We start from the raw sequence: 17,594 nt of genomic DNA on the forward strand, positions 1-17,594 counted from the left end.
CAGTCCCAGGAACAAGGCAAATCAACTCCGAAATTCGCGGATATTTTACGAAGCCAAAGAATGACGACAAATCTTTACAGCCAAGAGAGTCCAGTCAATAAATGTCGCCTGCCCCATTCCCGCTCACTCAGCTAAACTGATTTTACAAAATGTTAGGTCAAGCACCACAGACTGGGTTGGATTTGCACTGGTTTATTCTGCTATTCGTCACGATGTGGCTGGGGATTTCCGTTTTCCTTTCCCTCGCAGGCGGGTGGCATCGTTTGGGGAAGCAATATCGGAGCACTCGGCGCATTAAGGGGAAACTTTTCTCATTCGCTTCCATGAGCATGGGAAACGGCATTTTCCCCGTAAATTATAACGGGTGCTTATTTGTTCGTATTGGTACGGATGGAATCGAAATTTCGATATTTCTTCCATTCAAATTGTTGTCCCCGCGACTACTTATCCCGTGGAATGCTGTGGCAGAGTGCCGTCAAGAGAGCTTCTGGTTTCGAAAGTGTACCGCCATTTACCTTTCTGAACCTCGAAGCCGAATGCGTTTTTACGGGCGGGTAGGCAGGGATATTTACAGAGCTTACGCCTTCGCCCTGTATCATAGGCCGAAAAAAACTCCGCCCGATTTGTAAGATAACAGGGCAACTCTTGAACTTGCCATATCCACTCTTTTTTCTTCTGTCAAGCTTCACGAGTTGACCCATAAAAAGACGCGGCTAGGTTCATTTTTTCTCTTTCGCCTCAAGTTCCTTCAATTTCTTTTCCGCTTCCGGAGAACCATCCTTTTGGGCTCTCGCAAGCCACATTTTCGCACTTGATAAATGAAAAATATTTATCGGCCTATCTTCCGCATAATATAATGCCAAACTGTATTCTGCTTTTGGATTTTTCAGTCCCGCCGCAGTACGAAGCCAAAAGAACGCCTCGAGCTGATCGAATTGACCGGCCTCGTAGTAGAGATACAGCTTTAAAGCTGCCTCCGAATCCCCTTTTTTTGCTTTAGAAATTAATTTCTTTTCCTCGCTCTTTGACAACAAAAACTGGGCATTCATTGGAATTCCTTCATCAGCTTTTGTAAAAACAATGAATGTAAATAAAAATACAATTATGTACTTAAACATTTTCATTTTATGAAAAGGCGTCAACTCTTGAAACTTGTCGCACCCACTCTTTTTCTTTTTTATTCCATATTGTCAAGTTTCAAGAGTTGCCCCTTTTTTTGACCGCCACCTCCGCTTGCAGGCATAAAAAAGCCTCGTCCCCAGGCACGCCCGGGAACGAGGCAAATCAACTCCGAAATTCTTGATGCTGACTAGGCCGTGTAGCTGCTTTCCACACGCTTGGCCACGTCCTCGTAGCCGTAGTCGACTTCGTAGATCTGCTTGAAGCACCCGAGGGCCTTTTCCTTGTCGCCCATCGTCTCGTAGACCTGGCCGAGTTGGTAAAGGATGTCCTTCTTGGTGGAGTCCATGACGAGCATCTCGTTGACGGCATCGGTGAACTGCTTGACGGCGAGGTCGAGCATGCCCTTCTGGACGTAACACTTGCCGAGCAGGTTGATGGCGCGCAAACGGACGTTCGGGTTGTTGCGGGCTTTTTGAAGCTCGGGGATCGCCTCGTTGAACATGCCGTTCTCGATGAGCTGTTGGCCCAGTTCGAAGCGGAAAAGCAAATCCGTCGGGTTGCGCTCAACGCTCTTGCGGGCTTCGTCGAGTTGCGAAACGCCCTTCTGCTTGATCAGGCCTTCGAGTTCCTCGCGGACGCGGGCGCTCTCGGGGTGATCCGGGCCAGCCTCGGCCAGCCATTCTTCGCGGGCTTTGACCGCTTCGTCGACCTGCTTGAGCTGCATGTCGGCCACTTTGCGAATGAGCCAGGTATCGGTCCCTTTCGAAAGTTCGCTGGCGTAGTTGTACCAGGCTTGGGCGTTTGTGAAATCGTTCTTCTGCTCGTAAAGGGAAGCGATCTTGCGGGCGTCGTCGATGCTCTCCGGGTGCTCTTGCACCTGCTGGTGAAGCTCCTGTAGGAGGGCGTCGATGGAGGCGTCGTCTTTGACCACGCGGTTCTTCTGCTCCAGCGCGACGGCCTCATCCTTGTTTTTGATCAAATCGCGGTAGTCCTTGGCCGTGTTCCAGCCACCGGCCTTCATGGTGTTGGCCGCGGCGGCGTCTTTCGCCCGCTTGTTGGCGATCATGTCGTTGGGCGCAAGGGCCAGCGCCCGGTTGAACGCCTCCAGCGCCTTGTCGGGCTGGGTGTGTTCCATGTAAAGCTCGCCGATCTCCATCCAGATTTTGACGTCCTTCGCATCCGCCTCCAGCAAGGTTTCCAGCGCGAATACCGCCAGTTCAAACTGGTCTAGAGCCAGGGCTGCGTCGCGGAGAAGGTGGTTGGCCGCGTTGTTAAGCGGGTCGTTGGCCAGCGTCTCCTCGGCCAGCTCCAGAGCGGCCGCCGGGTCTTTTTTAAGCAGTTGCGGCCCCTTTCCCTTCAGCGCAATGGACGAAAGGCCTCCGAAGAGGTTCTTTTTGCCATGATGGGCCAGGATTTGGGCTCGGCGGAGGAGCTTGCGGCCCTCCAGGAATTCCGGAGATTCCTTCAGCACGGCGGCCAGAAGCGCCACGGCGTAGCCATAGTTGCGAATTTCGACCGCGCTCTTGGCTTTCAACCAATTCGTGCGGGAGTTGTCTGATAGATCTTGTTCAGTCTTAAGGGGCATACCTCGGGGAGAAAGACCGAAACTCTAGCACCGCACCCGAGCGCATTGCAACCCGCGAATCTATTTCTTCTGGGGGTGAACCTGCTCGTTGAAGGTTTTCACCAGGAAATCGCTGAACTCGGTGACCTGCTTTTTGACGTTGGGAATAAAATGGTCCGATCCCTTCTCGAACAGCACCACAAAGCAGAGCGTTGCGAAGAGAAAGAGCACGATCCAGAATGTTTTGCGCAGCAGATCCATTACTGACGTATCTTTCCCTGCCGCCAAGCCGCCGTCAATAGGGAAACACCGTAGCCGGGGGCTTAACAAACTCTTAACAATAAGAGGGATGGGAGATTAACAATCCAGGTTTAAGATCGTCGCCATTCCCGGTTGAAAAACCCGCCAATTCGGCCCAAACTCAAACCTATTCTACTTCCCCCTATGCGCCGTTGCCTTCTTTTCATCGGCCTGCTCGCCTTTGTGAGCCAGGGTTTCGCGGATCTGCGCCCCCCCGAGCCGCCGCCGCTCGAAAAACCGAAGCCGCCTCCTTCGCAAATCTCCTCCTCCGAGGGGATGCCGCCGCTGCCCTACCCGGCGGTGTTCCAGAAGCGCCAGGAGCGCAAGAACCCGCCGCAGCCCCCGGTGCTGCTGACCAAAATCTCCACCCCCGACGCCGAGGACTGGACCCGCACGCCCAACGACCTCAAGGGCCTGCTCCAGTGGATGAGCCAGGAAATGAAGGTCAATTTCAGCTCCAACACCAAGGCTTTTAGGGAAATCTCGCTCGACGCCCAGCGCAACCCGATCCTTTACCGCTCCGGCTACAAGCCCTTCAAGCTCGGCGCGGCGGAGATCAAGACCCTGCGCGAGTACCTCCTGGGCGGGGGCACGATCATTTTCAACGCCCTGGTCGGCAACCCGGACTTCTACAAATCCGCCCGCGAGGCCGCCGCCGCCGTCCTACCCGAGTACCCGCTCTACCGCCTGCGGATGGACCACCCGGCGTTCCATTCCTTCTACGAGATCGACAAAGTCGCCTACCGCCCCCGGATGGTTCGCGACGGACTGGCCGCCGACCCGTACCCATGGATCGACGGCGTGGACCTCGACAACCGCACCGCCATCTTCATCTCCCGGTGGGACTTTTCCCTCGGCTGGGAGGGCAACCCGTGCGACAGCTGGGGTTACGCCGACGCCGACGCGCGCAAAATCGGCTCCAACCTCGTGAGCTACGCCACGGCCATGCGGGACGCCGGGTGCTCGGTTGGCAAAAGCGTGCAGCTCGCCGATGCAGATAAGAAAACGGCAGGGAAATTCCGAGTCGGGCAGGTCATCCACGAAGGCCCCTGGAAAACGCGCGCCGCCGCCTTCCCGATGCTCCTCAACCAGTTCCACACCGCCACCGGCACGCCCGTCTCCTTCGACCTGCGCGACGTCGCCCTCACCGATCCGGCGATCTTTGAAATGCCCTTCCTGTTCATGACCGGCACCACCGATTTTTCGCTGACGGAAGCCGAGATCAACGCCCTGCGCCGCTTCCTCAACAACGGCGGCGTGCTCCTGGTGGAGGCTGGGGAAGGCCGCGCCACCTTCGACGCCGCCTTCCGGAGCCTGATCGCCAAAGTCCTCCCCGGCAAAGCGCTCACCCCGCTGCCCGCCGGGCACGAAATCTACACCAAGCCGCTCAACGCCAGCGTGGTCAAGGCCCGCGCCGCCCTGGCCGTCAAGCGCGAGAACAAGCTCGAGCTGCCGCCGGAGCTCTACGGCGTCGAGTTGAACGGCACCCTGTCGGTCATCTACACCCCCAACGACCTGAGCGCCGGTTGGGAACAAGCCCCCGCGCCCTACGCCCTGGGCTACGAAGCCAAGGACGCCACCGCCCTGGGCGTGAACGTCCTCTATTACGCGGTAACGCACTAGGTGAAATCGCAGGAACGAAGGGCACGGGATCTGCTCCAGTAATTTCCGCCTTCCCACCTGTTTGAATCCCAAAAAAGAACGGTGAATTTCCCCCGCTAATGCAGAGCATCTCCGATTTCCTGACTCCCGAGGGGATGCGCAAACTCGAAGCGCTCACGCTCCGCTCCCGGACCCTTGTGGAAGGCTTTCGCGCCGGTTCCCACGCCAGCCCGCTCAAGGGGGCCAGCATCGAATTCGCCGACCACCGCCAGTACGTCAAAGGCGACAACCTCCGCAACCTTGACTGGAAAGTTTTTGGCCGCACCGAGCGCTACTTCATCAAGCAGTTCGAGGAAGAGACCAACCTGCGCGTCTACGTCATGATCGACGGCTCCGGCTCCATGGGGTTCCGCTCCGGCGAGCATCTCTCCAAGTACGACTACGCCTGCCGCATCGCCGCCAGCCTCGGCTACATCGTCGGCAAACAGCAGGACTCCCTCGGCCTGACCATCTACGACGACAAAGTGCGCGAGGAGATCCCCGCCCGAGGCGGCATGCGCCATTTTCGGCTCATCCTGGAGCGCCTCGCCGCCCACCGCCCCGAGGGCCGCACCGACACCGGCAAAGCCCTCCATGCCCTGGCCGAACGGACCTTCCGGCGCGGCTTGATCGTCCTGATGTCCGACCTGCTCGACGATCCCGAAGCCATCTTCAAAGCCGTCGCCCACTTTCGGAAAAAGCTCCACGACGTCATCTTGATCCAGCTCCTCGACCCGGCGGAGTTGACCCTCCCCTTCGAGCGCGTGGCGCAGTTCGTTGATATGGAAACGGGCGAAAAGCTGGAGATCGATCCCTCGCTGGCCCGCCTCGCCTATCAGAAGGAATTGCAGGAATTCATCGACGGCTGCCGGGAGAAATGCGCGGTGATGAACGTTGATTACCGGCTCGTCTCCACGGCGGAGAGCTTCGAGGACTTCATTCACCACTACCTGGCCGAGCGCCGCCGCATGTCGCTATGAACTTCCTCGCGCCCTGGATGCTCTACGGCCTCGCCGCCATCGCCGCGCCCATCGCGATCCACCTCTGGCGGCGGCGGCAGATCCAGGCGATCCCGTTTGGCTCGCTGCGTTTCCTCAAAGCCATCGCCTCGCGCACGCGCCGCAGCTCGCGCGTGGAGAACCTGCTCTTACTTTTCCTGCGCTGCCTGCTTTTCGCCCTGATCGTGGCCGCCGCCGCGCGCCCCGTGATGCTCGCCCGCAGCGCCCAGCTTTTCGGCGGCGAGGTCCCCCGCACGGTCATCCTCATTATCGACCACTCCGCCAGCATGGGGGCCCGGGCAGGGGGCCAAACCCGCCTGGAGGCCGCGAAAGCCTGCGCGCTCTCCGTCTTCGACGACCTCAAACAAGGCGACCGCGTGGCCGTCATCGCCGCATCCGACCGCGCGGGGTTGCTGGTCGCCGAGCCGACCATCGACCGCGACGTCGCCCGCAAAGCCGTCGCGGGCATCCGGCTCACCGAGACGCGCGGCGACTTCGCCCCGGCGCTGCGCGAAGCGGGGAAAATCACCGCCAAAGCCGAGCGCGGCCTGCGCCAGGTCTTCCTCTTCACCGACAGCCAGGAAACCGGCTGGCGGCCCACCCTCGCGCACCCCGAAGCCGTCTTCGACCTCCCGTGGAAACAAGAGACGCCGCAGCTCGTCGTCGTGCGCCCCGACGACCTCTCCCCACGCAACGCCTGTATTAAAGAGCTGCGCCTCCTTTCCCCCTTCCTGGTGGGCGGCTCGACCTTCCGGGGCGTGGCCACGGTCGAGAACCTCTCCAGCGCCCCGCTGCACGACCTGGTGCAGATCACCATCGGCAACGAACGCGCGGGCCAGCGCCCCGTTGACGCCGCTCCCGGGGCGACCGTCGAGGTCCCCTTCGAATTCGAGGCCCCGGGCGTCGAAGGCAGCTGGGCGCGCGGCACCGCCCGGCTCTCCGGCGACGACCTCCCCGCCGACGACGCGTATTATTTCAGCATCCCCGTCTACCGCCCCCCGCGCGTGACCCTCGCCGAGGGCACCCAGCTCGGCCCCGAGCGCCTGCGCCCTTCCTTCTTCCTGCGCAAGGCCCTCGAAGCAGGCGGAGCCATCCGCGTCCGGACGATTTCCGCCGCCGCCCTCGACGACACCGGGCTCGAAGGCCAGAGCGCCGTCTTCCTGGCCGACCCGGGCCGCTTGAGCGACCGCGCCATCGCCCGTCTGGAGCGTTTCCTGGAATCCGGCGGCACCGTCGCCCTCTTCCCCGGCGACCAGACGCGGCCCGCCGACGCCCCGGCCTTCCTCCCCGCCCGGCCCACGGCCCCGCGCGACCTCCCGCCTGGCCGCCAGCCCGTGCGCATCGCCGACAGCGCCCACCCCCTCTTCGCCGACGCCTGGGACAACGGCACCCCCTTCCCGGCCCTGCCGCAAAAACGCCTCCTGGACTGGAAGCTCACCCCCCAGGCCGCCGTGCTGCTGACCCTCGGCGCGGGCGAGGGAGCCGAAGGCGGCGCGCCCTTCCTGATCCAGGGCGAACGCGGCCCCGGGCGCGTCCTCATCGTCAACGCCTCCGCCGACCGCACCTGGGGCGATTTTCCCCTCTCCCCGGCCTTCCTGCCGCTCGTCCAGCAGATCGCCCGCTACTCCGCCACCCAGCCGGGCCGCGCCACCCGCTTGAGCGTGGGCGATCCCCTCACGCTCCCCCCGAACCTCCCGCGCAACAAGCCCCTCGCCCTCACCCTGCCCAGCGGCGAAGCGCGCACCCGCCCCGCCGACGCCGCCGCCGACTCCCGCACCGTGCTCCTGGAGCGCGCCGACGCCTCCGGCTTCTACAGCGCCAGCGCCGGGGAGGAGACGGCGATTTTTCCCGTCAACGTCGACCGCGCCGAGTCCGACCTGAAAGCAGCCCCCCCCGAGGCGCTGGAAAAAGCCACCGCGCCCCTAGCGCTCACCCAGCTCACCGGCCGCGACGCCCTGACCCAGTGGCTGCAAAAGAGCAAAGGCCTCGTCCCCTTCTGGCCCTTCCTGCTCGGCGCGGCCCTGGCCGTGTTCATCCTTGAAGCCGTCCTGGCCAACCTCGTCGCCCGCCGCCGCGCCCAAGGCGAAGCCATCACCATCGCCACGGGCCGCCTCACCCGCCGCCGCACCGTGTAACCCTTGAAGCTCCCGTGAACGACCTCGTTTTCCATCCCATCTGGAGCATTCCCTGGCTCATCGCCGCGGCAGCCTTCGCGCTGGCGCTCATTTTCTGGAGCTTGCGCCGGGGCGTGCGTTCGCGCGGGCGAGCCGTCACCCTGGGCCTCTTGCGCACGCTGGCGCTCGCGGTCCTGCTCCTCATGCTGGCCCAGCCGCAGCTTCGCCGGGAGGAGATCACCACCCTGCGCCCGCAGCTCGCCGTCCTCGTCGATAACACCCAAAGCATGACCGAGCGCGTCGACGCCGCCCAGCCCACGCGTGCCACCCGCGCCGCCGAATGGATGAAAGCGCTCGCGCCGCAAGCCAAGGACTTCGACGTGCGCCTCTTCGGTTTCGACGCCGCGCCCAGCGAAGAACCGGCCTGGGAAAGCCTGAAATTCGACGGCGGCCAGTCGCGCATCTCGGCATCCGTGGCCCGGCTTAAAGAACACTTCCGGGGCCAGCCGCTCGCCGCCATCCTGCTCCTTTCCGACGGCCTCGACCGCGCCGACGCGAGCCACGCCGAAAGCGCCGCCGACGCCACCGCCGCCCCCCTCGCCTCCGGCACCGAAGCGGCCATCCCCGTCTTCACCTTCGAGCTGGAGACGCCCTTCGCCCCCAAGCCGAAGCCAAAAAAAGTCTCGCTCGCCAACCTCGACTACCCGCCGCGCATCGTCATCGGCTGGGACACCGAAGTGCGCGCCGCCATCGCCGCGCGCGGCCTAAACGGCCAGACCGTCCACGTCGAACTCTGGCGCGAGGGCGTGAAAGCCGCCGACACCGCCGTCGCCTTCAACCAGGACGAACAAACGCGCCAAGTCGCCTTCCCCGTCTCGCAGAGCAGCCCCGGCGCGGTCCATTACGAACTGCGCGTCGCCGACCCGGCCGCCGACGCCGACGCCAAAAAATCCCCCTTCGTCATCGAGGCCATGGAGCCCGGCAACCGCATCCTCTACATCCAGAACACCCTCGGTTTCGACTTCAAATTCCTGCGCAAAGCCATCCTCGGCGACCGCAATTTGCAGCTCGCCGCCTTCGTTCGCTGGGCCGACGGCCGTCTCGTCAACATCGCCGCTGGCGGCGGCGCGCAGGCCCCCGCGCTCGACCTCTCGCCCCAGGCGCTCGCGGGCACCGCCGTCGTCATCCTGGGCGACATCGCCCCGGACTCCTTCACGCCCGAGCAATGCCAGGCGCTCGCCGCCTTCGTCGACCACGGCGGCGGCCTGGTATTACTCGGTGGCCCCCACTCTCTCGCCGCCCCCGGCTTCGCCACGAGCGCGCTCGCGCCGCTCCTGCCCGTCAAGCTCCCGGCGGAATACCGCGAAGGGAATTTCCCGATGAAGATCACCGACACCGGCCTGCATCACCCGGTCTTCGGCTCCCTCTTCACGTCGATTGGCGACTTCCCGCCGCTCCTCACCCTCAACGCCGCCACAACCGTCGCCCCCACCGCCGAAGTCCTCGTCGAAACGCCCGCCTCACCCCGTCCCGCCCCCGCGATTGTCAGCATGCGCCACGGCCAGGGCCGCGTCATCGTCATCCTGAGCGACACCCTCTGGCGCTGGCGCCTCGCCGCCAAAGGCTGGTCCTCCGAGCGCTCTCCCTACGACACCTTTTGGACGCAGCTGATGGACTGGCTCATCCCCAAGGAGCAGCAAAAGGAAAACAGCAACCGCCTGGAACTCTTCACCGAACGCGCCCAGTACCTCTCCGGCGAGCAGCCCGAGATCCGCGCCATCCTGCGCACCCGCGACCCCGCCGCCCAGCCCCCCGCCACACTCCCGCTCCAGCTCCGCACCCCCGACGGCAAGACCTTCGACTACACGCTCAAGCCCGCGCAGTTCACCGGCCGCGACGGAAAGAAAGTCAACGGCTTCCGCGCCACCGTCGAGCCGAACGTCCCCGGCCTCTTCCGTGCCAAGGCCACGGCGACCGTCGCAGGCGCGGCGATGGAGGGCGAGACGCGCTTCACCGTCGCCGAGCCGCCCACCGAGCTCACCGGCAAACCCATCGACCGCAACGCGCTCAAAAAGATCGCGCAAGGCAGCGGCGGCCAATACTACGACCGCGCCCACTGGACCCAATGGCGCCGCGACCTGCACGTCACCGAAACGCACACCTCGAAAATCGAGCTCAACGACCGCTGGAACCACCCGGCCCTGATCGCCCTCCTCCTGCTCCTGCTGGCCGCCGACTGGACCGCCCGCAAAGCCTGGAACCTTCCGTAGCATTGAATATGAACCGCACATTAACCTTTCTCGCCGCCCTCATCCTCGCCACCACCGCCGTCTACGCCGGAGAGCCGAACCTCGTCCCCAACGCCGACTTCAGCGCCTCCAACCCGCTGGAGACCTGGCGCATCGACTTCCCCTACGCCGGGCCGTATGCGAAAAACAAGGATTACGTCAAAGTCACCGCCTCCCCAATCCGCCCGGGCAAATGCGCCCTCCTTGATCTGCCGCCGGGCGTGGCGGGCAACGAGGGAGGTAAAATCGAAAGCGCCTTCATCCCCGCCGAACCGGGAGCCACCTACCACGTCGAGATCGACTGCCTCACGTGGGACTTCGCCGCCAAAGCCTTCGTCGAAGCCTGGATCGAAGACCCGGCCCCCATCCCCCAGCGCGACAAATTCCGCATCCCCGCCATGGACGGCCACCCGCCGCTCCTGACCGTCTACCGCGCCCAGCTGCCCGATCCCAAGGCCAAGAGCAAATCATGGGAAACCATCTCGCGCGATTTCACCCTACCAGCGACCTTCCGCGTCGGCGGCAAGGATTACGCTCCGCAATTCCTCACGCTAAAGGCCTACACCTACGCCGGGACCCGCGAGGACGGAAAGTCGTACTTCACCAACTTTCGCTTGATCAAAATCAAGCCCACGCAACCCTGATTCCAATGGACTTTCAAGACCTTGCCTTCCCTCTCCTCGTTACGAATCTCCAGATTCGTAACGCCGCTGTCTGGGAATCTCCAGATTCCATAACCCCGCTTCACGAAACAGAGTTTCGCGGGCACCCGCGCGCCCAATCTGGAGATTGGACACAAGAGCGCTAGTGTTTATATCCCATGCCCCTCTCCTCCGACCATATCCATGAACGTCTGCGGCAGGCCGCGCGGCGCTACCGCTGGCTTGGCGCGCTGCGGCATACCCTCTCCGGGGTCGCCTGCGGCCTAGCGCTCATGACCGTCCTGCTGCTGGCCGATTCGCGCTTCCACTTCGGCGGAACGGCCCGCTGGATCGCCTTTCTGGCAGTCATCCTCCCCGTTCTCGCGGGCATCGCCTACGGCCTTTACACCGCCCTGCCGCGCATCTCCGAGGCCAGCATGGCCCGGCGCGTCGAAGCCGCCGCCGACGGCTCGCGCAACACGCTGATTTCCGCCGTCCAGTTCGACCGCGAGCTGCCCCTCGGCTCTGCCTTCCGCGAAGCCATCTTCCAGGAAATGACCGACCCGTTCCCGCGCGTAAAATGGTCCCTCGTCTTCGACCTGCGCCTCTTCAAGCGCCTCGCCGCCGCCCTCGTCGCGGGCCTCCTCATCCTGGGCCTCTACGCCGCGCTGCGCCCCCATTACTTCGCCAATTCCGCCGCCCGCATCCTCTTCCCCGCCCGCGCCATCCCGCCGCTCACCCACACCCGCATCGCCACGCTCACCCCGGGCGACACCCGCATCATCAACGGCCGCCCCCTGCGCGTCGCCGCCCGGCTCGAAGGCGAAATCCCCGCCGCCGTCTGGATCGCCTCGCGCGAAGCAGGCGGCCCGTGGCAGAAAGCCGTCATGGACCGCGAGGTCGGCTCCGACCTCTTCACCTTCGAGTGGAAGGAACTCCACGACCCGCTCGCCTACCGCGTCATCGCGGGCGACGCCGTCTCGCCCGTCCACCAAGCCGCCGTTCGCCCGCGCACCGCTCTCATCCACCGCCGCGCGGACATCCAGGCCCCCGCCTACACCGCCCTTCCCCACGAAACGCGCAAAGACTTCGCCGCCTTGCAGAACCTCCTGCCCGGCAGCCGCGTCACGCTCACCTTCGAGTTCAACGCCCCGCTGGAAGAACTCCGCACCGACGCCCCATTCGCGCTCACCCGCCTCACCCCCACGCAATGGACCGCCTCGGGCGTGCTCAAGACCAACACCCCGCTGCGCCTGCAATGGCACGACACCGACGCCCTCGCCGACAGCGAAGTCATCCAACTGGCCGTCGCGCCCGACGAACCGCCGCGCCTCACCGTCACCACGCCGCCCGAAGGCAAAGAAATCGTCGCCACCGCCCAGGACGCGCTCCCCGTCACCTTCCAGGCCACCGACAACTTCGGCCTCGCCACCGTCGCCCTCTACCGCTCCACCGACGAGAACCCCGAAGCCGAGCGCCTCGCCGAATGGAAAGAAGCCGCGAACCAAAAAGCCTTCTCCGCCACCTGCAAAATCCCCCTCGCCAAGTACGCCAAAGAAGGCCGCGTCACCTTCGCGCTGGTCGCCAAGGACAAGAACAACGTCACCGGCCCGGGCGTCACCTGGTCGCGCCCGCTGGTCGTCACACTCCGTAATCAAGACCAGGTCGACAAAGCCGGAGCCGAGACCGCCCGCCAAACCTTCAGCGGCCTCGAAGCCCTCATCAAAGCGCAGACCGATCTCCTCGCGCAAACCCAGGCCGCGTTCAAAGCCCTCGCAGCCACCCCGCCGGGAATCCCCGCCCTGCGCCCGCTGCTCGACCGTCAATCACAGCTCGCCGAGACCGCCGAGAAGCTCGCCGCAGACCTCACCGCCGAGCCGCAGACCGCTCTCCGCTCGCTCACCGCCACGGAATTCCCCGCCGCCATCCTCGCCCTGCGCGACGCCGCCACCGCCCCCGGCCCGCAACCGGCCGCCCTCGCCCTCACGCAAGCCATCGCGCAAGAATCCGTCATCCTCGCCAAGCTCCAGGGCCTCCTTAAAGCCGCCGCCGCCGAAGCCGTGAAGGCGAAAATCCAGGACCTCATTTCCGGCGTCGAGGACCTCCTGCGCCGCCAGCGCGAACTCCTCCGCGCCACCGGCCAGGCCCGTCCCGCCGACGCCGTCCCACTTTCGCAGCGCCAGGACGCCCTGGCCGAAAAAGCCTCCAGCGTTCGCAAAAACCTGGAGCGCGGTTCCCAGGACGCCACCTCGGGCGACGCCGATTTCCGCGACCGCCTCGCCAAAGCCGCCGCGGCCTTCAAGGAAGCCGCCATTTACGAAAAAATGCTCACCGCCTCCGAGCAGCTTCAGGCCCAGGCTTTCCCCGCCGCCGTCCCGATCCAGCAGGAAGTCGTCGCCCGCCTCGCCAAGCTCGCCGAATCGCTCAACCAATGGCAAATCGCCGCCGCCAAGCACGAAGCCGAGGCGCTCAAAGCACAAGCGCGGGACCTCACCGATAAACTAAAAGCGCTCGCTGAGCTTCAAAAAGGCGTCATCGAAAAAAGCAAAGAACTTTCCCGCAAAGGCGACGCCCGCCCCGAGGACGCCGCCACCGCCGACGCCCTGAAAAAAGCCCGCGACCAAGTCGCCCAAACCGTCGAGCAAATGCTCACCGACGCCCACCTCTTCCCCGACATCAAGCCCTACAACGAACTGCGCGGCGAGCTGACGCAAATCTACGAGGATGTGATTCAGCAAGACAAAGAAGAGGCCATGGCCGGCAAGCTCAAAGCCACCGAAATCGCCGTACAAAAAGAAGAAAGCCTCCTCAAGGACATCGAAAAAACCAAGCAAATCGCCGAAGACCTCGAAATGTGGCTCCCGAACAAAAACGACGCCGAGAAATGGCTCTGCGAGAACTTCGACAAAACTGAGATGCCCGACATCCCCAACCTCCCCCTCCCCGACGCCTTCGAAGACCTCGTGGGCGACCTCCTCACCGAGCAACAGGGCCTGGAGCAGGAAGCCATGGACGCCGCCTCCAACCAGGCGCTCGCCCAGGCGCAGCAAGGCTGGGGGGTGGCCGACGGCCCCATGCCCGGCTTCAGCGCCCAGGGCAAATCCGGCAACACCCGCCCCAACCAGAACGAGCAAAATGGCCGTTCCAGCGGCGGCCGCGAGGGGATGAGCAACGGCGAAATGGTCGGCACCACCGCCAGCAACCTTGAAGGCTCCAAAACCAAAACCCGCCGCACCAACGACCCCATGGGCCAGGGCCACATCGAGGACAACGGAGGCATCCAGCCCGCGCGCGCCACCGGCGGCGGCAAGTCCGGCGGCTTCAGCGACCGCAACGGCATGGACGGCAACGCCCCCCTGCGCGCCACCAACGCCCCGCGCATGGCCGCCAACGACGCGCTCGCAGTAAAAGAAGCGCTCCTCTCGGAAAAAACCTCTAAAATGTACGCCCAAGCCAGCCTGCTCTACCTCAAGGCCCGGGGCCTGCCCGGCGTCGCCCGGCTCATGGACGAATCCCAGGCCGCGCTGAAAGAAGGCCGCCTGGAGGACTTTCGCAACCTGCACCAGCGCATCGTCACACAGCTCAAAGAAGTGCAGGGAGCCGTCGTCTCCGGCAACGCCTCGCCCCTCACCGGAGGCGACCGCGTGCAATCCCGCGAAAAAGCCCTCCTCGGCGGCGACGAAGGCCAGGCTCCGCCCCCCTACCAGAAAGCCGTCATCGACTATTACCGTTCCATCCAGGACGAAAAATGAGAACCCTCTTCCAGCTGATTTACCCGCTCCTTTTCCTCGCGCTACCGGCTTTCGCGGATCCCTCGCCAACGCCCGAGCCCGCCGCCAGCGCCACCCCCGAGCCCTCGGCCACACCGACACCCCTTCCCGCCCCGGCGGCCCCAAACTGGACCGTCTACGACGCCCCCTACCGCATCGGCCTCAAGCTCAAAGCCGCGCCGCAGCTCCCCGAAGCAGGCGTCGAAATCAACCTCCCGGAACTCGGCCTCACCCGGCCCGACCTCGCCGACGTCGTCCTCATCGACAAAGACGGCAAGCCCCAGCCCCTCGCCCGGCTCGGCCTGCGCCCCGGCGGCCGCATCCTCCTCCTGGCCCAGACCCTCACCCCGGATACCCAGTATTACCTCTACTTCGGCGGCACCCAGCCCCGCACCTCCCCCTCGTGGTCCCCCAAGGTCAGCCTGCTCATGGAAACGCGCCCCGCGCCGAAGGACCTGAAATTCGATTCCCTCCAAAGCCTCAAAACCGCCTGGGCGCAATCCCCCGAGCCCCCCGGGGCCGGATTCGTCCCCGTCATCTACCACGGCGGCAACCCCTTCGGCCCCAACGCCAACTACCTCACCCGCTACACCGGCTACCTCAATCTCCCCGCCGCCCGCGACATCACCTTCTACACCCTCTCCTCGGACTGCTCGTTTGTCGTCGTCAACGGCCAGGCTGACTTCGGCTGGCCCGGCCAGCACGGCGCTTACGCCGAACCCAAGAACGTCGTTAAGAAAACTGTCTCCTGCCCGCAGGGCCTCGTTAAGATTGAGTATTACGCCGCCAAAGGCCCCAACGACAGCGAGGCCCGCCTCGGCGCGGCCACCGTCCTCGGCTGGCAAAAACCCGACGCCACCTTCGAAGCCATCCCGCAGGACACCTGGGTCCACCCCGGCACCAGCAGCCCCGGCGCGCTTCAAACCCGCGAGAACCGCTTCATCCCCACCCCCCGGGCCAGCGTGGAAACCTTCTGCGCAAACAACGGCCTGTGGTTCTACGAAACCAAATTCGCCCTGACCATCCCGCAGGCCATCAAGACCGGCACCGCCACGTGGGAATTTCCCGACGGCGCGACCGTCACCGGCACCGCTTTTTCCCGACTGCTCGTCGGCGCTGATTCGCAGACCGTACGCTGCAAATGGACCGCCGACGGCGCGACGTTGAGCCTCCCCCTGCGCATCGACATCCCCGAGCGCCTCCAGCGCGCCTCCATCAACAGCGCGCCCGAGCTGCGCCGCTACCTCGACCGCATCAACGAAGAGGCCGCCTACAAAATCAAGCCCGAAGCCGCCCGCCCGCGCCTCGCCTTCCTCGCCGACTTCGGCACGGACGCCGAGATCGCCCGCTACGCCGAGCAAGTCCCGCGCGAAGGCGAAGCCGACCCGCTCTGGTTCTCGGCCCAGCTCGCCCGCATCCGCACCCAGGCCGAGACCGACGCCCCCGGAGCCCGTCAAGCCCTCGGCACCCTGCTGCAAACCCTCCAGCCCGCCACCGTCACGCTATTCGGCGCGCAAATCGCCGCCACGGAAATGGATCTCCTCGTGTACGTCCTGCGCGATCCCAACGCCTTCGGCCGCCTCGACCAGCTCGCCTTCATCAACCGCGCCGACGCCGACCTCACCCGCACCGTGAAAATCCGCATCGGCGATCTCCACCGCCTACTGGGTCATACCAAGGAAGCCATTGACCAATACCAGACCCTCACGCCGCCGAAAAAAGACCCCGCCCTCGCCGTCAAAGACAGCGCCGCCTCGCTCGCCATCCGCGACCTCCTCGCAACCGGCTTCATCCGCGAGGCCCAGACCAAGCTCCTCGAATGGGAACGGCGGCGGCCGATGAGCAAATATGACAGCGACTTCCTCCTCCTGCGCGCCCGCGTCTGGATCGAGATGGGCCGCTGGGCCGAGGCGAAAACCGAGCTCGAATCCTTCCAGAAACTCCAGCCCGACCACCCCTTCCAGCTCGATGCCCAGTTCTACCTCGCCCGCATCCTCTTCGAGCAAGGCCAAAAGGACGAAGCGCGAAAAACCTGGACCGCCTTCGCCGCCGCCTACCCGCGCCACCCCCTCGCAGGTGAGGCAAAAAAATGGGCCGCCAAACCATGAAAACCCTCATCCTCACCCTCTGCGCCTACCTCGTCACCGCTGGTTGCGCCCTGGCCCAGGCAGGCCGCATCTACACCCAGCCCAGCCCGTCCGACACCGGGGCCATCGCCGGAAAAACCTCCGGCGAACTGACTCACGCCGTCGCCGTCGAGCACGACCGCGAGCGCGTCTACCTCGCCACCCTTTCAGACAGTGGCCGCGCCTTCCGCTTCGAGCACCTCCCCGTCGGAAGGTATGATCTGGTATTATTTTCAAAAACCGGTCCCATCGCCGAAGGCCTCGCGCTCGGCGCGCCCGCCACGCTCCCCGAAGCCTCCACCAAGCACCTCGCCGAGCGCGTCAACGCCGCCGACAGCTTCTTCAATCAAGCCACCGTCCACCGCCTGGGCCTCTCCGAAGACGGCGACACCGTGCTCGCACTCGTGGAACGCTACCGGGCCAACAACGTCCTGAAACAATCCGGCGACGCCCTGGGGCAGCTCGTGCGGCGCTTTGAAATCATCGAATTCACCCGCGCCGAGGACGATTGGCAGCTCACCACCACGCGCCACCTTTACCGCGAGGGCGAACCAATCCCCGAGCAGCCCGATTTTCGCAAAACCGTCCCACTCCCCGCGCTTGGCGGGGTGCGCGTCATTACCAACCTCAAAGACTTGGGCGACATCGCCCTTCCAAAATAGACTAGTTGTTATGCCCACCATTCGAATTCACGCCGGGTTCCAGTGCGGAAACACCCTTCCGCTCATTGACAAGAAAATGACCATCGGCCGCGCGCCCGATTGCGACCTGCGCGTGGACATCGAAGGCCCCGCCTCGCGCTACCACGCCGAAATTTACCCCTCCAGCGGCCGGTGGTGCATCAAAGACCTCGGCAGCCTCAATGGCACCAAGGTCAACAAAGAGAAAATCAAAGACGCCGTCCTTCACTCCGGCGACCGCATCCTCGTGGGCGACTCCATCTTCGAATACCTCGACGACAAGGCCGCAGCCCCCAAGACCCCGACCGGGAACACCGCGCCCGAGCAAGAGGCTATCCGCGACCTCATAG

The 17,594-nt window shown here is 64.2% G+C and carries 11 protein-coding genes and 1 pseudogene; 9 read left to right on the top strand and 3 right to left on the bottom strand.

All coding sequences use genetic code 11. The features are described 5' to 3' along the window. Positions 1-719: 719 nt before the first annotated feature. From B2828_RS17255 to B2828_RS17265, 3 genes are all read right to left on the bottom strand, one after another. Positions 720-1,124, bottom strand: a complete 405-nt coding sequence (locus tag B2828_RS17255) for a hypothetical protein (protein WP_479635018.1) — start codon at positions 1,122-1,124, stop codon at positions 720-722. Between the two features lie 185 nt (positions 1,125-1,309). Next, a complete protein-coding gene (locus tag B2828_RS17260) occupies positions 1,310-2,707 on the bottom strand; it encodes a tetratricopeptide repeat protein (RefSeq protein WP_479635019.1) in 1,398 nt (465 codons plus the stop codon). Positions 2,708-2,767: 60 nt separating this feature from the next. After that, positions 2,768-2,947, bottom strand: a complete 180-nt coding sequence (locus B2828_RS17265) for a hypothetical protein (RefSeq protein WP_479635020.1) — start codon at positions 2,945-2,947, stop codon at positions 2,768-2,770. 183 nt (positions 2,948-3,130) lie between these two features. On the opposite strand from B2828_RS17265, the gene B2828_RS17270 reads away from it, so the two are divergent. The 9 genes and pseudogenes from B2828_RS17270 to B2828_RS17310 all read left to right on the top strand — a co-directional run. Continuing rightward, on the top strand, positions 3,131-4,609 hold the full coding sequence (locus B2828_RS17270; protein ID WP_479635021.1) for a DUF4159 domain-containing protein: 1,479 nt from the start codon (positions 3,131-3,133) through the stop codon (positions 4,607-4,609). A gap of 98 nt (positions 4,610-4,707) precedes the next feature. Next, positions 4,708-5,607 carry a DUF58 domain-containing protein gene (locus B2828_RS17275; RefSeq protein ID WP_479635022.1) on the top strand — a complete coding sequence of 300 codons (900 nt, stop codon included), beginning with the start codon at positions 4,708-4,710 and terminating at the stop codon, positions 5,605-5,607. Next, positions 5,604-7,760: a vWA domain-containing protein gene (locus tag B2828_RS17280; protein ID WP_479635023.1), complete on the top strand. Its 2,157-nt coding sequence runs from the start codon at positions 5,604-5,606 to the stop codon at positions 7,758-7,760. Before B2828_RS17275 ends, B2828_RS17280 begins: the two co-directional genes overlap by 4 nt. A gap of 14 nt (positions 7,761-7,774) precedes the next feature. Then, on the top strand, positions 7,775-10,009 hold the full coding sequence (locus tag B2828_RS17285; RefSeq protein ID WP_479635024.1) for a glutamine amidotransferase: 2,235 nt from the start codon (positions 7,775-7,777) through the stop codon (positions 10,007-10,009). 8 nt (positions 10,010-10,017) lie between these two features. Further along, positions 10,018-10,671: a hypothetical protein gene (locus B2828_RS17290; protein ID WP_479635025.1), complete on the top strand. Its 654-nt coding sequence runs from the start codon at positions 10,018-10,020 to the stop codon at positions 10,669-10,671. Between the two features lie 176 nt (positions 10,672-10,847). Then, complete coding sequence (locus tag B2828_RS17295; protein ID WP_479635026.1) at positions 10,848-14,420, top strand: hypothetical protein; 3,573 nt, start codon at positions 10,848-10,850, stop codon at positions 14,418-14,420. Next, positions 14,417-16,546 carry a tetratricopeptide repeat protein gene (locus B2828_RS17300; RefSeq protein WP_479635027.1) on the top strand — a complete coding sequence of 710 codons (2,130 nt, stop codon included), beginning with the start codon at positions 14,417-14,419 and terminating at the stop codon, positions 16,544-16,546. Before B2828_RS17295 ends, B2828_RS17300 begins: the two co-directional genes overlap by 4 nt. Next, the gene (locus B2828_RS17305) at positions 16,543-17,226 is read left to right on the top strand and encodes a hypothetical protein (RefSeq protein WP_479635028.1); all 684 of its coding nucleotides are present in this window, start codon (positions 16,543-16,545) and stop codon (positions 17,224-17,226) included. Before B2828_RS17300 ends, B2828_RS17305 begins: the two co-directional genes overlap by 4 nt. Before the next feature lie 10 nt (positions 17,227-17,236). Then, positions 17,237-17,497: pseudogene (locus B2828_RS17310) on the top strand (FHA domain-containing protein); the annotation flags it as partial. Positions 17,498-17,594: the final 97 nt, after the last annotated feature.

This window comes from Spartobacteria bacterium UBA695 (assembly GCA_002298145.1).
Lineage (GTDB): Bacteria > Verrucomicrobiota > Verrucomicrobiia > Chthoniobacterales > Chthoniobacteraceae > UBA695.